The organism is Stackebrandtia albiflava, from assembly GCF_007994225.1.
Taxonomy (GTDB): Bacteria; Actinomycetota; Actinomycetes; order Mycobacteriales; family Micromonosporaceae; genus Stackebrandtia; species Stackebrandtia albiflava.
This window is the reverse complement of record NZ_VLLL01000005.1, coordinates 172,392-188,185: the sequence shown is the minus strand read 5'-3', so window position 1 is coordinate 188,185 and position 15,794 is coordinate 172,392. Positions and strand designations below refer to the sequence as shown.

15 protein-coding genes are annotated in these 15,794 nt (G+C 71.5%); 6 read left to right on the top strand and 9 right to left on the bottom strand.

Translation table 11 applies throughout. The features are described 5' to 3' along the window. The first annotated feature begins 3 nt into the window (after positions 1-3). The 3 genes from LX16_RS01630 to LX16_RS01620 all read left to right on the top strand — a co-directional run bounded on the left by LX16_RS01630 (position 4) and on the right by LX16_RS01620 (position 3,064). A complete protein-coding gene (locus LX16_RS01630) occupies positions 4-624 on the top strand; it encodes a TetR/AcrR family transcriptional regulator (protein ID WP_147132015.1) in 621 nt (206 codons plus the stop codon). A gap of 148 nt (positions 625-772) precedes the next feature. Next, positions 773-1,816 carry a glycoside hydrolase family 5 protein gene (locus LX16_RS01625; RefSeq protein WP_147132012.1) on the top strand — a complete coding sequence of 348 codons (1,044 nt, stop codon included), beginning with the start codon at positions 773-775 and terminating at the stop codon, positions 1,814-1,816. Between the two features lie 39 nt (positions 1,817-1,855). Next, a complete protein-coding gene (locus LX16_RS01620; protein ID WP_211354229.1) occupies positions 1,856-3,064 on the top strand; it encodes an ROK family protein in 1,209 nt (402 codons plus the stop codon). Here the strand turns inward: LX16_RS01620 and LX16_RS01615 are convergent. From LX16_RS01615 to LX16_RS01595, 5 genes are all read right to left on the bottom strand, one after another. Beyond that, positions 3,008-4,399, bottom strand: a complete 1,392-nt coding sequence (locus LX16_RS01615; RefSeq protein ID WP_147132009.1) for an MFS transporter — start codon at positions 4,397-4,399, stop codon at positions 3,008-3,010. The two genes, LX16_RS01620 and LX16_RS01615, sit on opposite strands and share 57 nt — an antisense overlap. A 16-nt stretch (positions 4,400-4,415) precedes the next feature. Next, positions 4,416-4,868 (bottom strand): GNAT family N-acetyltransferase, encoded by a 453-nt coding sequence (locus LX16_RS01610; RefSeq protein WP_147132006.1) that lies wholly within the window; start codon positions 4,866-4,868, stop codon positions 4,416-4,418. A gap of 79 nt (positions 4,869-4,947) precedes the next feature. Further along, positions 4,948-5,739: an SGNH/GDSL hydrolase family protein gene (locus tag LX16_RS01605; protein WP_147132003.1), complete on the bottom strand. Its 792-nt coding sequence runs from the start codon at positions 5,737-5,739 to the stop codon at positions 4,948-4,950. Between the two features lie 111 nt (positions 5,740-5,850). Further along, positions 5,851-6,645, bottom strand: a complete 795-nt coding sequence (locus tag LX16_RS01600) for a class I SAM-dependent methyltransferase (RefSeq protein WP_147132000.1) — start codon at positions 6,643-6,645, stop codon at positions 5,851-5,853. 210 nt (positions 6,646-6,855) lie between these two features. Continuing rightward, positions 6,856-8,055 carry an amidohydrolase gene (locus LX16_RS01595; protein ID WP_147131998.1) on the bottom strand — a complete coding sequence of 400 codons (1,200 nt, stop codon included), beginning with the start codon at positions 8,053-8,055 and terminating at the stop codon, positions 6,856-6,858. Positions 8,056-8,158: 103 nt separating this feature from the next. Between LX16_RS01595 and LX16_RS01590 the strand changes: the two genes are divergently transcribed. Further along, entirely contained in the window at positions 8,159-8,875 is a 717-nt protein-coding gene (locus tag LX16_RS01590; protein WP_147131994.1) for a GntR family transcriptional regulator, read from the top strand. A 108-nt stretch (positions 8,876-8,983) separates the two neighbouring features. Beyond that, complete coding sequence (locus LX16_RS01585; RefSeq protein WP_147131989.1) at positions 8,984-9,298, top strand: DMT family transporter; 315 nt, start codon at positions 8,984-8,986, stop codon at positions 9,296-9,298. Between the two features lie 26 nt (positions 9,299-9,324). On the opposite strand, the gene LX16_RS01580 is transcribed toward LX16_RS01585, so the two are convergent. The 3 genes from LX16_RS01580 to LX16_RS01570 all read right to left on the bottom strand — a co-directional run bounded on the left by LX16_RS01580 (position 9,325) and on the right by LX16_RS01570 (position 12,695). Continuing rightward, on the bottom strand, positions 9,325-10,383 hold the full coding sequence (locus LX16_RS01580) for an N-acetylmuramoyl-L-alanine amidase (protein WP_147131986.1): 1,059 nt from the start codon (positions 10,381-10,383) through the stop codon (positions 9,325-9,327). A 72-nt stretch (positions 10,384-10,455) separates the two neighbouring features. Further along, positions 10,456-11,439: a threonine ammonia-lyase gene (locus LX16_RS01575; protein ID WP_147131984.1), complete on the bottom strand. Its 984-nt coding sequence runs from the start codon at positions 11,437-11,439 to the stop codon at positions 10,456-10,458. 89 nt (positions 11,440-11,528) lie between these two features. Further along, the gene (locus LX16_RS01570) at positions 11,529-12,695 is read right to left on the bottom strand and encodes an ROK family transcriptional regulator (RefSeq protein WP_147131980.1); all 1,167 of its coding nucleotides are present in this window, start codon (positions 12,693-12,695) and stop codon (positions 11,529-11,531) included. Positions 12,696-13,024: 329 nt separating this feature from the next. Between LX16_RS01570 and LX16_RS01565 the strand changes: the two genes are divergently transcribed. Continuing rightward, entirely contained in the window at positions 13,025-14,497 is a 1,473-nt protein-coding gene (locus tag LX16_RS01565; protein WP_147131977.1) for a glycoside hydrolase family 3 protein, read from the top strand. A 78-nt stretch (positions 14,498-14,575) separates the two neighbouring features. Here the strand turns inward: LX16_RS01565 and LX16_RS01560 are convergent, their stop codons facing one another. Next, positions 14,576-15,667, bottom strand: coding sequence for a golvesin C-terminal-like domain-containing protein (locus tag LX16_RS01560; protein ID WP_147131975.1), 1,092 nt, complete (start codon positions 15,665-15,667; stop codon positions 14,576-14,578). Positions 15,668-15,794 lie beyond the last annotated feature (127 nt).

Below are 15,794 nucleotides of genomic sequence, written 5' to 3'. Positions count from 1 at the left end.
GGCATGGCGAGGACGAAGGACCCGGCGGTCCGCACACTGCTGTTGGAACGTGCCGCCGGGATGCTCCGGGAGCGACGGCCGGTGACGCTGCGCGGCCTGGTCGAGGGCACTGGCGTGTCGACGATGGCCGTGTACACGTACTTCGGCGGCATGGACGGCCTGTGGCGCGCCCTGCGCCAGGAGGGTTTCGTCCGCCTGGCCGCCCGCCTGGCGGCGGTCCGCCCCACCTCCGACCCGGTCCGGGACCTCGCCGCACTCGGCGCCGCGTATCTGGAGAACGCGCGGGAGAGTCCCGACCTCTACCGCGTCATGTTCGACGCCACGTTCGACCTGGCCGACGCCGGCCAGGCGGACGCGACCCTGCTCCGCCTGGTCCGGGAGGTGGAACGGGCCAAGGCGGACGGCCGGTTCCGCGACGACGTGGAAGCCCGGGATCTGGCGACGCAGAGCTGGATGATCGGTCACGGCCTGGCATCACTGGTCGCCACCGGTCCCCTTCCCCCGCAGGCGATCGGCCACGCCGTGCCCATGCTCACCGCGCTGTTCACGGCGGCCGGGGACGAAGCCGGACGCTGCCGCCGGTCCGTCCAGAGGGGATGGCGGGTACGGCACTCCGCCGCATGAGGCCGGTGCCCGGCTCCGGCGACGTCCGGCCACCCCGAGGCGGGAGACCGAGGGCCATTGACAGCAGTGGATGTCCATGGCTTAATAAGTAAGTCAACCTGACTAACCGTCTGGCCCGGCACACACCGGCCAGAAGGGAGAGCCCGCAATGAGACCCTCCAGACGCTCCCGCATCCGATTCGCCGCGGCGACCGCCGTCGCCGCGGCCCTCCTCGTCCCCTCCGGCGCGGCGCACGGCACGGCCGCCCCCGACAGCTCCGCCGACCCGGCAACCACCGAGACCGCAGTCCAGGCGTACGGACAGGTCTCGGTGTGCGGCACGACGCTGTGCGACGAATCCGGGCAACCGGTACAACTGCGCGGCATGAGCACCCACGGCCTCCAGTGGTACGGCGACTGCGTCACCGACGAGTCGCTGGACGCCCTGGCGTACGACTGGAACGCCGACGTCCTGCGCGTGTCCATGTACGTGCAGGAGGGCGGCTACGAGACCGACCCGGCCGGATACACCGCCCTGGTCAACTCCGTCGTGGAGAAGGCCACCGATCGCGGCCTGTACGTGATCATCGACTGGCACATGCTGAGCCCCGGCGACCCCCACTACAACCTGTCACGCGCGAAGACGTTCTTCACCGCAGTGGCCCGGGAGCACGCCGACAAGGAGAACGTGCTGTACGAGGTCGCCAACGAGCCCAACGGCGTCGACTGGCCCCGGATCAAGAGCTACCACGAACAGATCATCCCGGTGATCAGGCAGCACGATCCCGACTCGGTGATCCTGCTGGGCACCCGGGCCTGGTCGTCGCTGGGCGTCAGCGACGGCGCCGACGAGACCGAGGTGATCGACGACCCGGTGGACGCCGACAACGTCATGTACACCTTCCACTTCTACGCCGCGTCTCACCGGGAGTACTACCTGGACACCCTGGACCGGGCGTCGGACGTGTTGCCGATCTTCGTCACCGAGTTCGGCACCCAGGACTACTCCGGCGACGGCGCGAACGACTTCGCGATGGCCGGACGCTACCTGGACCTGATGAACCGCAAGAACATCAGCTGGACCAACTGGAACTTCTCCGACGACTTCCGCTCGGGCGCGGTGTTCCAGACGGGCACCTGCCCGAACGGGCCGTTCGACTACGGTTCGTTGAAGCCGGCGGGCCAGTGGATCCACCAGCGACTCGGCGACTGACGACACCGGAGACCCACCCATGAAACCAGGGCACACCGCATGACCGCCCGCACCCCGGACGTGACGAGCCCCTCGGGCTCGTCACGTCTGCTTCGCCAGATCAACGAACGGGCCGCGCTCGGCTGCTTCTTCCTGCGCGGCACCCTCACCCGACCCGAACTGGTGGAGTTGACCGGTTTCTCCAAACCCACCGCCTCGGAGGTGATCCGCCGCCTGGAGGCGGCCGGACTGGTACGCGCGGTCGGCCGCACGATCGGAGGGCCGGGACCCCGCGCCGACGTGTACGCGGTGGACCCGGACGCCCGGTACGGCGTCGCCGTGTCACTGCGCGAACCCGATTCGCTGGGGGTCGCGGTCGTGGACCTGACCGGCGAGATCCGCCACCGTTCCGAGTCACGTCCCCGGTTCCCGGAGAGCGGCCTGGCCGACTGGTTGGCCGAGCAGGTCCGCGGTGAGCTGGGCGCGGCGGCCCTGCCGGTGGAACGACTGGCGCGGGTGCAGGTGGCGGTACCGGGTTCCTATCACGCCCGGCACGACGTCGTGACCAACGTGGACATACCGGGATGCCGGGAGCCGGGCCTGCGGGCGGCGACCGCCGCCGCGCTGGGCACGGCCGTGGTCGTCGACAACGACGTGAACCTCGCGACCCTCGCCGAACGACACCACGGCGCGGGCGGGGACTGCGGTTTCGCGCTGCTGTGGCTGGGGGAACGCGGCATCGGCCTGGGCATCGACCTGGGCGGCGGCCTGCTGCACGGCCATCAGGGCGCCGCCGGGGAACTGGGCTATCTGCCGGTGACGGGCCGCGCCGACGGCGGCACCCTTCAGGATCTGGCGGGTGGACCGGCGGTGCTGGCCCTGGCGAGGGAGGCCGGATGCGACGCGGAGTCGGCGGAGGCCGCGGTGAGGTGGGCGGTCGAGGCGGGCGACACCGGCTTCCTCGCGGCGCTCGCCGACCGGCTCACCGCCGGGCTGACCGCCGTGGCGGCGGTGGTGGACCCGGCGGTCATCGTGCTGGCCGGGGAGGTCGGCCGGGCCGGTGGCCCGGCACTGGCCGCGGCGTTGTCGGACGCGCTTGCCGAGACCGCGTTCGGGTGCCCGGTGGTGCCGTCGACGGTCGCGGGCGACACGGTGCTGTCGGGTGCCGTCAGCGTGGTGGCCGCCGGGTTGCGTGACGGCCTGCTCGGCGCCTCACCCGGTGGGTCGTGGGCTGGCGGTGGCCAGGATCAGTACCAGCGCCAGCAGTGACACCACGCCCGCCACCAGGGCCGCGGCGTGCAGTCCCGTCTGGAAGTCGTCGGCGGCGGCGACGATCGCGCCGAGCATGGCCACTCCCAGGGCCATTCCGGTCTGCCGGGTGGTGTTGACGGTCGCGGCGGCGATCCCGGAACGTTCCCGGGGCACGGCGGTGACGGCGGCGGTGGTGGTCGGCGTCATCGACAGTCCGATTCCGAGGCCGATGAGCAGGTACATGGGGCCGGCGATCCAGTACGGCGTGTCGGCGTCGAGGAACACCAGCGCCGACACGCCGACGGTGGACATGGCGTATCCGGCGATGAGGGCCGGTTTCGGGCCGTACCGCCCGGTGAGGCGGCCCGCGTAGGGGGCGACGACGCCGGTGGCGGCGGCCATCGGGAGGAACGCCAGTCCCGCCTCGGTGGCGCTGAGGTCCTGCACCTGCTGCATGAACAGCGACAGGAACGCGTAGATGGCGTAGGGCGCGAACCCGAGGGCGGCGGAGGCGGCGTTCATCACCATGAAGTGCCGGTCGGCGAACATCCGCACCGGCAGCATCGGCGCCGGGCTCCGCCACTCCACGATCACGAACACGACCAGGAGCAGGATGGACACCGCGAGGGTTCCGGAGGTCAGTGGGTCGGACAGGCCGGTCTCGCCGAGCCGGATCAGTCCGTACGACAGGGCGGCGAGCGCGGCGACGCCGAGCAGTTGGCCGACGGGGTCCAGTGAGGTGTGTGCGGGGTCGGAGCTCTCGGGGACGACGAGGACGACGCCGACGAACCCGAGGACTCCGATGGGCACGCCGACCCAGAAGATCGCCGGCCAGCCGTAGGCGTCGATGAGGACGCCGCCGATGACGGGGCCGGCGGCGAGCCCCACGGCGGACACGGCGGCCCACACTCCGATGCGGCGGGCGCGTTCGGCGGGGTCGGTGAACGTCTGCGCCAGGATGGACAGTGACCCGGGGATCAGCATGGCGGCGCCGAGGCCCTGCACGACGCGGCCGACGATGAGGGTGGCCAGGCCGTCCGCGAGTCCACAGGCGACGGATCCGGCGATGAACAGCGCCACGCCCAGCAGGAAGATCCGCTTGCGGCCGTATCGGTCGCCGAGTGCGCCGCCGGTGAGGGTGAGGGCGGACAGGCAGATGGCGAACGCGTTGATGACCCACTGCAGGCCCGCCAGGTCGGTGCCGAGGGCGGTCTGCATGGCGGGGAGTGCGACGTTGACGATGCTGATGTTGATGATCGCCATGAAGTTGACGGTCGCCAGTACGGCGAGTACGGCGCCGCCCCGGAACGTCCGGCGGGTGGGCATCGCGTTGACCTCGGTTCTGTCGGTCACCGAGCGTCGGCTCGGGTCACAGGGGGTGTTTCATGCCGTAGTGCGACCGGACGAAGCCGAGCCGCTCGTAGAAGCGGTGGGCGTCGTGCCGGGTGAGGTCCGTGGTCAGCTGCACGATGCCGCAGCCCTCCCGGCGGGCGCGGTCGAGCGCCCACTCCACGAGCCGGCTGCCGACGCCGGATCCACGGTGGTCGCGGTGGACCCTGACGGCCTCGATGAGTCCGCGGGTCATCCCGGTGCGGGACAGGCCCGGGATGACGGTCAGTTGCAGGCATCCGGCGACCCGGCCGTCGATCTCGACGACCGCGAGGTGTTGGTGCGGGTCGGCCTCGATGGCGCGGAAGGCGGGGAGGTAGCGGTCGAGCTCGGTGGGGGACTCCCGGGTGGCGCCGAGCGGATCGTCGGCCAGCATGTCGACCACGGCCTGCAGGTCGGATTCTCGGGCGGCGCGGATCGTCATGGGCGTCACCGTGTGAGCCTAGGCCCGGCGCGACGGTGGACGACCGTCACCGACGCCGGGTGTGGCGTGCGCTACGGCCGGGTGGCGGCTACCACATCCAGTCGATGAACTCCGCGTATCCGGCGTAGCCGGCGGGGTTGGGGTGGAAGGCGTCGCCGGGGACGTTGCTGAGCCCGTGCATCCACGGGTCCTCGTCGCACACGGCGTGGCCGGTGAAGGCGGTGCGCGGGTCGGCGAACCGGATCCCGGCCTCGGTCGCGGCGCGCAGTGTCACCCGGTTCAGCAGGTCGGCGGCGTCGTTGAGCCACTGCTGTTCCTGTTCGGTCAATCCGGGCGCGGACTCGCAGGGGGCCTCGGCGAACAGTCGCGGGTATCCGACGGCCATGACGGCCGCCTCGGGTGCCCGTGTCCGGATGTCCCGGTAGAGGCCGGTGAGGGCGGCGTGGAGTTCTCCGGTGATGTAGTCCTCGGCGGTGTCGATGCGTTCGGCGCAGGCGTCGTCGGCGGCCAGTACACAGTGGCCGATGACGTCGGCCCAGCCGGCGTCATTGCCCCCGACCGAGATGGTGACCCGGTCGGTCGAGGGGTCCAGCATCGGCAGTTGCGAGTTCCTGACGTCGTGGATGTCGGCGCCTCCGCAGGCGGCGAACGACAGTTCCAGCTCGTTGAGTTCGGTGAGCAGCACCGGGAACGAGTGCTCCGAGCGCAGGCAGTCGCCGTCGCGGTAGTCGGCGGCTCCGCTGCCGGAGGAGAACGAGTCGCCCAGCGAGACGTAGTGGGCTCCGGGTTGCGCCTGCGCCGGAGAGACCGGGGCCAGGGCGGCCGTCGACGCCGTCGCCACCACCACCGCCAGGCCCGCAAGTCGCCGTGCGATCCGCATCGTGATCTCCTGTGTCTCCACGGCAGCCCGGCTGCCGCGGCCCCATGCTATCCGTCGCGTCCAGTCCGGGACACCGCACGGCGACCGGGGTGCGGCCGCCGGTTCACCCGGTCACGCGGTGCACAGGAGTTCACCGTGGGGGACGGTGAACCAGCCGTCGGGGTCGGCGGCCCACGCCCGCCAGGTGTCGGAGATGTCGCGGATGTCGGCGGGTGTGGCGTGCCCTGCGGCGACGGCGGCGTGTCCGACCCGGGAGGAGACGATCCGGTCGGCCCACATGCCGCCCCATTCGGCGCGCCGTTCCGGGGTGGCGTGGCACCAGACGGACGCGGAGGGCGTGATGTCGTCGAAGCCCGCCTCCCGCGCCCAGGACAGCAGTCGGCGTCCTGCGTCGGGGGTGCCGTGGGCGTCGGCGGCGACCGCCCGGTACACCCGCAGCCAGGTGTCGAGGCCGGGCAGCAGCGGATACCAGGACATGGCGGGGTAGTCGGCGTCGCGTACCGCGACCACGCCGCCGGGCCGGCACACCCGCCGCATCTCCCGCAGTGCGCGCACCGGGTCGGGCAGGTGTTGGAGCACCTGGTGAGCGTGTACGACGTCGAAGGAGTCGTCGGGTAGGTCGAGGTGGTAGACGTCGCCGACGCGGAACTCGGCGTTGCCGACGTCCCCGGCGTGCGCGGCGGCCTCGGCGACGACGCCGGGTTCGGGGTCGATGCCGAGCACGTCTCCGGGCGCGACGATGCGGGCGAGGTCGGCGGTGATGGTGCCCGGTCCGCAGCCGATGTCCAGGATCGACAGTCCCGGGCGGAGCCGGGGCCGCAGGTAGGCGGCGGAGTTCTCGACGGTGCGGCCGCGGTGCGAGCGCAGTACGGCGGGGGCGTGGCCGTGTACGTAGTCGTCGGTCAAGGGTGGTCTCCGTGTCGTAGGCGGCCGCCGGGGCGCGGCCGGTCAGCCGACCCTAGACCCGGCGTACCGCAGAATGGGAGCCGGTTTCCATTCTCCGGGACGGCTGAGACGTCGGCGCCCCGGGACGATCCCTGTGTGCGAGGCCGGGGAGACGTCGACGTCGTTCGGCGGTGTCGACGTCCCCCCGGCCTCGGCGGCGAGGAGTGCCGGTCACACCGCCGGGTGGTCCTCCAGGTATTCGCCGTTCCTGGCCACCACGACGCCGCCTTTGACCACCAGGGTCCGGGTCGGCCGCATGACGACGGCCTCGGCGGCGGTCCGGGCGGGGACCGCGACGACGTCGGCGGCGGCGCCGACCGACAGGCCGTATCCGGTGATCCCCATGACCCGGGCACCGCCGGAGGTCGCCGCGTCCAGCGCGGTCTCGATCAGCGGGTCGGTGGCGTAGCCGGAGTTCTTGGCGCAGAACATGGCGCGTTCCAGCATGTCGCCGGTGCCGAACGGGCTCCACAGGTCCCGGATGCCGTCGTTGCCGAGTCCCATGGGGACTCCGGCGGCGCGCAGGTCCGCCAGCGGCAGTACCCGCACCGGGGCGACCGAGGTCAGTGAGACGCCCGCCTCGGCGAGGCCGTCGATGAGCCGGACCCGGGTGGCGGCGTCGGCGTCGTGGAGTGCGAACGCGTGGCTGATGGTGACCTTGCCCGCCAGGCCCAGTGCCCTGGTCCGTTCGATGATGAGGCCGAACTGCCAGGCGCCGAGGCTGCCGCCGTCGTGCAGGTGGATGTCGACGCCGACGCCGAAGCGTTCGGCCAGGCCGAACACGACGTCGAGGTGCCGGACCGGGTCGTTGTCGAGCCCGGCGGGGTCGATGCCGCCGATGATCTCGACGCCCGCCTCCAGCGCGTCCGCCAGCAGTCCTTCGGTTCCGGGGGCGGTGAGCAGGCCCGCCTGGGGGAACGCCACCAGTTCGGCGGTGAGCGCGCCGCCGAGGCCGGCCACCGCCTCGCGGACGGCGTGCACGGCGTCGATCCCCAGCAGCGGGTCGACGTCGACGTGACTGCGGACGTGGGTGGTGCCCAGGGCGACCATCCGGCGGGCGAGGGTGCCGATGTACCGGGGGTCGGGGATGCCGAGTTCGCTCCGGCGTTCCTGCCCGTTGCGGATCTTGCCGATGAGGCCGGGTCCGGACTCGTGGGGGACCCAGGGGCCGCCCATGAGCGTCTTGTCGAGGTGCGCGTGTGAGTCGACGAGGCCCGGCAGCAGGAGCGCGTCCGGCAGGTCTTCGACGGCGTCGCCGGGTGCGGGCGCCAGGCCGGTGCCGATCTCGGCGACGTGACCGGCGCGGATGCGCAGGTCGGTGGCGCCGGGGTGTCCCCACACCCGGGCTGCGCGAAGCAGTAGGTCGGTCATCGTGGTACGTATCCTCTCCAGAGGTGGGGTTTGCCGATTTAAAGGTATACCACTATCGGCCTCCCGGCTCCTTCCAGCAACCGCCCACGCGCAGGGATACCGCATGACGATCGACCGCAAGCCCGATTCACTTCGTGACCTGGTCTATCGCACACTCAAACGCCGCATCATCGAGGTGCGGGTGCCACCGGGCCACCGGCTCATCGAACGTGACCTCGCCACCGAACTCGACGTGTCCCGGATACCGGTCCGGGAGGCGTTGCGACTGCTGTCGGCCGAGGGGCTGGTCGTGATCGTCCCCGGACGCGGCACCATCGTCAGCCCCTTCACACCCCGGGACGTCCGCGACCTGTTCGACGTGCGGACCGGCGTCGAGGTCCTCGCGACCCGGCTCGCCGCCGAACGCGCCACCGAGGACGACCTCGCCCGGCTCCGGGAGCTGCTGGCGGTCGCCAGGCGACACACCGACGACCCGCACCGGCTCACCGAACACAACGCCGACTTCCACAACGAACTCGTCGCCGTGTCCGGCAACCGTCTCCTGGAGACGCTGATGCGGCCGTTGGACTCCCGGCTCCGCTGGCTGTTCCACCTGGCGGTCGAACTCGACCCGGTCGCGCAGTGCCGCGAACACGAGACCATCTACCGGGCGATAGCCGCGCACGACGTCGAGGAGGCCACCCGGCTCGCCGCCCAGCACATCGAGAACAGCCGGGGCCCCACGTTGGCCATGGCCGCGCAGTGGAGCGAATCCGAGATAGACCCCGAGAAGGCCGTCCACACCCGCCGCCGCACCCCCCGGGACGACCGGAACCGTTGAGCCCCAGCCGATACGGCCCGCCCCGCAGGAAGTGGTGAGGAATCTGACCGGTCCGCTTCATCCGGTTTGGCCGGGTTCGGGACCGTGGACTTTGCTAAAAGTTTCCAGATGTCATGGATCATTCTCGTCATCTCGGGCCTCCTGGAGACGACCTGGGCGATAGCCCTCGAACGCTCACAGGGCTTCAGTAGACCGTGGCCGACCGCCGTGTTCGGTGTCGCGCTGGTGTTGAGCATGGCCGGACTCGGCTGGGCGCTCAAGGACATCCCGGTCGGTACCGGCTACGTCGTGTGGGTCGGCATCGGCGCCGTCGGCACGGCCGTGATCGGCATGGTCTGGCTCGGCGAGTCGGTCAACTGGCAGCGGATCGTCTGCCTGCTGCTCGTGGTGGCCGGCGTCGTCGGGCTGAAGGTCTACCACTGACCGGCGGACCGGGCGGTGCGGCGGCGTCAGCCGTCCTGCGGGATGAGCCTGACCCCGTCCGCGACGACGGTCCCGGTGCCGCCGGTCCACCGCGACACCGCCACCGTCGGGTGGTCGCCGGCGGCCAGCGCGAACTCCCCGATGGAGCGCCACACCCCACCGGAGGAACGTTGGTCCAGGTACACGGTCTGCCAGTCGCCGTCACCGGCGGTGTTGACGATGTAGGGCGTGCGGTCGTTGAACCGTGGCGAGGCCGGGTGCCTCACCTCGATCCGGTACCGGCCGGTCGCGGGGACCGCGAACCGGTACCACAACGGATCGGAGTACGTCACCGGTGACGCGCCGGTGTGGCCGCCGGAGAGGTCACCGTCGGCGGTGCCGCGCCGCCACCCGTCACCGGCGGTGACCCGCGACTCGTCGCCGTCGTCCAGTGTGATGGGTTCCCCGTCGGCGGCCGAGGAGCGCAGGAGCCGCATGTACCGGTCCCAGTCCCAGCCGTCGCCGGGGTCGGTGTGGTCGGCTCCGGGCACCTCGCTGTGGCCGATGACGTGCTCGCGGTCCAGCGGAATGCCGTACTTTACGGCGATCGTCCTGACCAGTTTCGCCGAGGACTCGTACATGGCGTCGGTGTACCACTTCTCCGGGTCGTCGACGTAGCCCTCGTGTTCGATGCCGATCGAGGTCACGTTGTAGTCCCAGTTCCCGGCGTGCCACGCGATGTCGGACTCGTGGACCATCTGGGTGATCTCGCCGTCCTCCGCCCGGATTATGTAGTGCGTGGTCACCTGGGACCGAGGATTGCGGAACCACGCCTTGGTGCCCTCGTAGCTCCCCTGCATCGTGTGGACGACGATCCTGTCGATCGGGTCGCTCTCGGGCCGGTCCGCGTTGGTGTAGTTGCCCTTGTGGGCCGCGACCCACTTCGCGCCCCCGTAGTCGGCCGTCGCCGCCTCCGGCCCCCGCCCGTGCGGCCGGAACGCGTCGCCGTGGTCCTCGCCGCGGCCACCGGGCTCGGCGTGGACGGGCGTCGCCACCGTCACCGCCACCAGGACCGCCGTCAACATCGTGATCCACCATCCCCGCATGGTGGACAGTCTGCCAAGCCGGCCCTCATAGCATTATGGATTGCCGGAAATCGGGCACCACGCCGTACGGACTCAGTGGAATCCCGGTTCCGTCGACGAGGCGAGCGCGACACAACGACGCAGCTCGGCCTCCGCGGCGTTCCCTCCGGTGCACACGATCGCGATCGGGCCGTCGGAGAAGTCCTCCGGGTCGTCGAGAACGGCGGCCAGCGCGGCGGCGCCCGCACCCTCGGCGACGGTCCGCGCCCGGCTCAGCATCATCCACTGCGCCCGCGCGATCCGGTCGTCGGTGACCAGCCGGAAGTCGTGGAGCCGGTCGCGGAGCATCGACTGCGGCAGCGCGAACCCCGAGCCGGTCGCCAGGCCCTCCACCGCCGTGCGGTTGGGACGGCGTTCCGGTGTCCCCGACCGCCACGACTCGTACCCGGCCGGCGACGACTCGGACTGTACGGCGACGATCCGGCACGCCGGGTTGACCGCCGCCGCGACCAGGCAGGCCGCCGCCGCACCGGTTCCGCTGCCCACCGGGACCACGATCGCGGACAGGTCGGGCGCTGCGGTGAGGATCTCCAGGTAGGCGGTCGCGACACCCGCGATGATTCCGGGCTCGTCGGCGGCGCCCACCAATCGCATGCCTCGGTCACGGGCCAGTTCGTGGGCGTGAGCGGTGGCGGCCTCGAAGTCGGGGCCGTGCGTGACCAGTTCGGCGCCGAGCCGCCGCACCGCCCGGGCCTTGACGGGGTTGGCCGCCTCCGGCATCACGATCAGGCAGGGCACGCCGAACTCGCGGGCGGCGTACGCGAGCGACTGGGCGTGGTTTCCGGTGGAGTATCCGACGACGCCGCGTTCCCGTTCCGCCGGGTCCATGCCCGCCAGCAGCGTGAGCCCGCCCCGGACCTTGAACGCCCCGGTCGGTTGCAGGTTCTCGTGCTTGACCAGGACACGTGTACCCGTGATCTCGTCGAGTGCCGGGTACGACAGCAACGGAGTCGGGGCGAGCCTGCCGCGTAGGCCGTTCGCGGCGCGGTGGACGTCGGTGATGGTCGGTGGTGTCATGGGTCCGATTGTTCGCCGGACGTCTCCCGGAACGGACGGCGGTCCCCGTGCCGGGGGTTTCGCGGTCGCCGACACTCCGGCGTCGGCCGTCACTCCTCGGAGAAGATCTCGTCCCGGACCGTGTCGAGGGCGACCCGCATGGCCCCCCTCAGGACGGGTTCGACGGCGGCGGTGCCGACCACCACCCGCGGCTCCAGCGGGGCGATCCTGGGCAGGGCGGCGGCGACCCGGTCGGCCAGGGCGGTGCCGCCCGCGTATCCGACCTCGCCGCCGAGGACGACCAGCGCCGGATCCAGCACCGAGCACACCGAGGCCACGCCGAGCGCCATCCGGTCGGCGATCTCGTCGAGGAAGGCGACGCCGTCGGGCGAGGCGACGGCGGCGGCCACGATCTCGTGCGGCTCGCCGGAGAACCCGTGCGACCGTCCCAGTTCCTCCACGACCTCACCACCGGCGAGCCGTTGGAAGGAGCCCTTGGCGCGCCTGGTGACCGGTTCCTCCGGAAGGGACACGCCCGGCACGGGCAGGTAGCCGATCTCGCCGGCGCCGCCGTTGGCGCCGCGGTGCAGTTTCCCGCCCAGGACGACGCCGACGCCCAGTCCGCGGCTGAACCACACGTAGACGAAGTCGTCGACGCCGCGCGCGGCGCCTTCCCGGTGTTCGGCGACCGCGGCGAGGTTGACGTCGTTCTCGATGACGACCGGTGTGCCGAGGTCCTTCTCCAGGGCCTCGTGGAGGCCGCGGTGCCAGGAGGGCAGGTCCCAGGCGAATCCGATGTCGCCGGAACCGGGGTCGATGATGCCCGGGGTCGCGAGCATGACGCGGTTGACGCCGTCGAGGGTGGTGCCGGCGTCGGCGGCGGCCGCCGCGACGGCGCGGTGCACGACGGACACGGGTTCGTCGCCGTCGGTGAGGGCGAGTTCGACCCTGCCGCGTACCTCACCGGTGAGGTCGGCGCAGGCGGCCACTATGGTCTCGGGGCCGACGTTGACGCCGACGACGTGCGCGTACGAGCCGACGACCGCGTAGACCTGCGCGTTCGGTCCCCGGTTCCCGGGGCGGGTGCCGACGGCCTCGATGAGGCCACGGGATTCGAGCCGCTCCACCATCTGGGAGGCGGTCACCTTGGACAACGAGGTCGCGGCGGCCATCTGCGCTCTGGTCTGCGGTCCTTCGGTGAACAGCAGGTTCAGCGCGGCGCGGTCGTTGAGGACCCGCAGCAGTTGAGGTACGCCGGGTGACTGTCGCTGTGCCATCGATCGGGACGCCTTTCATCGCTGGAGGTGTGGCGGCGGCCGGTCGTACCGTACCGGCCGACCGCAAGGGTCACCGGGCGGCGGACGGGCCGTCGGTGGGCACGTGTCGTCGGGCGTGTCGCTCGGGAGGAGACCACCCCGCGGGCACGTCGCGAATGGCGCCTGCCACACACCGGTATCCCGAATCTACTCCGCCGTGGGGACGGCCCGGTGCGGCCGGTCACCGATTCGGTTACCGGCCGATCGGCAAGCCGACGACGCGCACGCCGCGTGAAGACCTAGAATAATCGATAGTTTTGTTTCTAGTAACGTCGGCGAATGGGAACCCCATGACACACCGTTCCGAACTCCACGCCCTCGCCCTGCGCACCCTCATCCCCGGTTTCACCGGCACGACCGCGCCGCCCTGGGCATTGGAGTTGCTGGAGGCCGGCCTCGGCGGATACTGCCTCTTCGCCTTCAACATCGCGGACGCGGACCAACTCGCCCGGCTCAACGCGTCACTGCGAGAGGCATCCCCCGACGCCGTCATCGCGATCGACGAGGAGGGCGGCGACGTCACCCGCCTCCACACCGCCACCGGCAGCCCCTACCCGGGCAACGCCGCACTGGGCGCCGTGGACGACCCCGAACTCACCACCGCGATCCACCGCTCGATCGGCTCCGAACTCGTCCAGGCGGGCGTCAACCTGAACTTCGCGCCCGCCGTGGACGTCAACGTGGAGGACGACAACCCGGTCATCGGCACCCGCTCGTTCGGGCGCGACCCCGAGGCGGTCGCCCGGCACGCCGTCGCGGCGGTCCGGGGACTGCAACAGGCCGGGGTGGCCGCCTGCGCTAAACACTTCCCCGGCCACGGCGCCACCTCCGTCGACTCACACCTGACGGTGCCCACGGTGGACGTCTCCCTGGACGTGCTGCGGCGGCGGGAACTCGTACCGTTCCAGGCCGTGATCGACGCGGGCATCCAGGTGATCATGAGCGGCCACATCCGGGTCCCCGCGCTGACCGGCGACGCGCCCGGCACGCTGTCCCACGCCGCGATGACCGGCCTGCTGCGCGAGGAGATGGGCTTCGACGGCGTCATCGTCACCGACGCCATGGAGATGCAGGGCGCCAGTGGCGCGACCGGGATGCCCGAGGCCATCGTCCGCGCGCTCATGGCCGGCTGCGACCTCATCTGCACCGGCGGCGAGTCGCAGAAGGCGGGCCCCATGACCGAACTCGTCCACGCCACCGCCGACGCCGTCGCGGACGCCGTCGTCTCGGGACGCATGCCGCTGGAACGGCTCGAATCGGCGGTCGCGCGCGGCGACGCGCTGCGCGCCTGGCAGCGTGAACACCACGCCGCCGCCGCGAACCGGCCGCTGGGACTGGAGGCGGCACGCCGGGCACTGCACCTGGAGGGCACCGTCCCCCGCCTGGACGACGCCGTCATCGTCCAGATCGACTCCCCCGCCAACATCGCGGTCGGCGAGTTCCCGTGGGGCGTGACACCGCTGCTGACCAAGCGGCTGCCCGACGCGGTCGTGCGGCACACCGACGTCGAGTCCGACGAGTCGGCGGAACTGTCGGCGCTGGCGGCGGGCCGCCCCATCGTGGTGGTCTCCCGCGACACCCACCGCCGACCCGCCGCGCGGGCGTTGCTGGCGGGCCTGGCGGCCGGCCCGAGCCCGGTCGTGCTCGTGGAGATGGGCTGGCCCGCGGCGTGGCGCCCCGAGGGCGTGACCGCGTACCTGGCGACCTTCGGTGCCGCCGGCGCCAACGCGCAGGCCGCGGCGGAACGGCTGCTGGGCGACTGACCCGCCACACGCGACGTGGCCGCCGCCCGGGTGGGGCGGCGGCCACGTGGAGGGGAGGAGAGGTTCGGTCTTCGGAGATCAGGCCGAGCTGATCCGTACGGCGTCGGCGATGACGTATCCGGTGGTACCGGTCCACCGGCTGACCGCCACGACACTGCGGTTCCCGGCGGCCAGCGGGAAGGTGCCCAGCGACACCCACCGGCCGCCGTTCGACCGCTGGTCGACGTGGACCGTGCGGTTGCCGTCGCTGGCGTAGATCACGTACGGGGTCGCGCTGTTGTAGCCGGCGTTGGCCGGGTACCAGGTCTCGATCTTGTAGTTCCCGGCCGCGGGGATGTCGGCGCGGAAGTACGCGGCGTCCGAGACGGTCTGCGGATCGGCGAACCGGTAGTCGGCACCGTGTCGTTGACTGGAGTACGTGGACGTCCCCCAGTTGTCACTGGCGCCGAATCCGGAACCGCCGTTGTCCACCACGACCTGGAAGTCCGGCGGGTCGCCGCCGCCGCCGTCCAGCTTCGCCTGGACCTCGCTGCGCAACTGCGGAAGCCGGGCGTACAGGGCGTTGCCGGGGCAGGCGGTCGCGGAGAAGTCGCGGTGCCCGAAGATCTGCGACGACCGGATGCCGTACTGCTGGCAGATGTAGGCGCAGAACGTCACCATGCTGTTCCACAACTGCGTCGTCGGCAGCACCGAGGTGTACAGGCCCTCGTTCTCGATCCCGATGCCGCTGGTGTTGGCGCCCGGGGCGTGGGCGCCCTGCACCATGCCGTCACCGTCGAGCAGGTGCCGCAGGCTGGTGTGACGGCCCTCCATGATGTGACCACCACGGCTGATGGTGAAGTGCTGACCCGAGTCGGACCAGTTGTTCTCGTTCATGTGCCAACCCTGGATCGTGTAGGCCAGGTCGTAGGCGTGCTGGAGCGAGAAGTCGTTGGAGTTCGCCGAGGCGGTGTGGTGGATGACGATCTTGTCGGGGTCGTTCGACAACTGGGTGAGGCTGCCCGGGCGGCGGGCACCCCAGTCGGACGTGCTGGCGATGGTGGGGCGGGGCACGGCGGCCTGGGCGGCGGTCGGCGTGAGGACCGCGCCGCCACCTGCGGCGGCACCGACACCCAACACCACCGCTCCACGGAGCGCGGAGCGGCGGGAGACCCGGGGGCTTTCAGACATGGACACGGCTCCCATGGGGGCAGAGGGGCAGAGGGTGGAGCGTCCGGCCCGGTGAGGCCGGAATGTGTTCCTACCACGCCACTCGAGTCCCGGGGAAGACCGAAGGACGGCGAATATGTACAAATTG

Coding starts and splice junctions, on each gene's coding strand:
- LX16_RS01575 (WP_147131984.1), bottom strand. CDS start 11,439: ATGACACCACCGACCATCACCGACGTCCACCGCGCCGCGAACGGCCTA.
- LX16_RS01620 (WP_211354229.1), top strand. CDS start 1,856: ATGACCGCCCGCACCCCGGACGTGACGAGCCCCTCGGGCTCGTCACGT.
- LX16_RS01585 (WP_147131989.1), top strand. CDS start 8,984: ATGTCATGGATCATTCTCGTCATCTCGGGCCTCCTGGAGACGACCTGG.
- LX16_RS01580 (WP_147131986.1), bottom strand. CDS start 10,383: ATGCGGGGATGGTGGATCACGATGTTGACGGCGGTCCTGGTGGCGGTG.
- LX16_RS01625 (WP_147132012.1), top strand. CDS start 773: ATGAGACCCTCCAGACGCTCCCGCATCCGATTCGCCGCGGCGACCGCC.
- LX16_RS01595 (WP_147131998.1), bottom strand. CDS start 8,055: ATGACCGACCTACTGCTTCGCGCAGCCCGGGTGTGGGGACACCCCGGC.
- LX16_RS01570 (WP_147131980.1), bottom strand. CDS start 12,695: ATGGCACAGCGACAGTCACCCGGCGTACCTCAACTGCTGCGGGTCCTC.
- LX16_RS01630 (WP_147132015.1), top strand. CDS start 4: ATGGCGAGGACGAAGGACCCGGCGGTCCGCACACTGCTGTTGGAACGT.
- LX16_RS01565 (WP_147131977.1), top strand. CDS start 13,025: ATGACACACCGTTCCGAACTCCACGCCCTCGCCCTGCGCACCCTCATC.
- LX16_RS01590 (WP_147131994.1), top strand. CDS start 8,159: ATGACGATCGACCGCAAGCCCGATTCACTTCGTGACCTGGTCTATCGC.
- LX16_RS01605 (WP_147132003.1), bottom strand. CDS start 5,739: ATGCGGATCGCACGGCGACTTGCGGGCCTGGCGGTGGTGGTGGCGACG.
- LX16_RS01560 (WP_147131975.1), bottom strand. CDS start 15,667: ATGTCTGAAAGCCCCCGGGTCTCCCGCCGCTCCGCGCTCCGTGGAGCG.